The organism is Micromonospora sp. GCM10011542, from assembly GCF_042650685.1.
Taxonomy (GTDB): Bacteria; Actinomycetota; Actinomycetes; order Mycobacteriales; family Micromonosporaceae; genus Micromonospora.
Window position 1 is genome coordinate 1 of the sequence record NZ_JBHSBO010000070.1, and the last position, 671, is coordinate 671.

The 671-nt window shown below is 71.7% G+C and carries 1 protein-coding gene; it reads left to right on the top strand.

Annotated elements, in window-relative coordinates:
• Window positions 1–70: 70 nt before the first annotated feature.
• Window positions 71–671: hypothetical protein (locus tag ACFOW4_RS30175; RefSeq protein ID WP_377533708.1), on the top strand; the 601-nt coding region annotated here is incomplete at its 3' end.

Below are 671 nucleotides of genomic sequence, written 5' to 3' on the forward strand. Positions count from 1 at the left end.
GTTCGTGCCTCGTCGTCGGGATCCGGCCCTGCCGGGGGTTGTGCATCGCAGCGCGCGTGTCGCGTTGCGGGTGACGCTCGGGCAGCGGCGGCGGTGTTTCGGGTTGCTGCGGTCGGCCGGTGATGTGTGGGCGTGTGTGTTGGAGGTCAACGGGTGGCGGCGCCGCCGCCGGGACGTAGCGCTGTCGGGCTATCAGGAGTTGTGTCGGGAGTTGTCCGCGTCGGGGCCGGGCACGTTCGGGGAATTGGACTCGACGGGTGCGCGGTCGGTGTTGCGCCGGTTTTCTGATGCATGGTTCGCGGCGGCGAAGCGCCGCAACGCCGGTGACGTGTCGGCGCGGTTCCCGCGTCGGCGGCGGGGGTTGGTCCCGGTGCGCTGGTATCACGGCACGTTCACCCTCGACGGCCGCCGGGTGCGGATCCCCACCGCCAGGGGCACATCGGCGTTGTGGGTGCGTCTGGCGCGCGACGTGCCGTATCCGGGCGAGCAGGTCCGCTCGATCACCCTGCTGTGTGAAGGCGGCCGCCTGTTCCTCGATGTCACCGCCGAGGTTCCGGTGGCGGTCTACCCGCCCGGTCAGGAACCGGATCCGGCCCGTGTGGCCGGGGTGGACCTCGGGATCATCCACCCCTACGCCGTGGCCGGTCCCGACGGCGAGGGGCTGCTGGTGT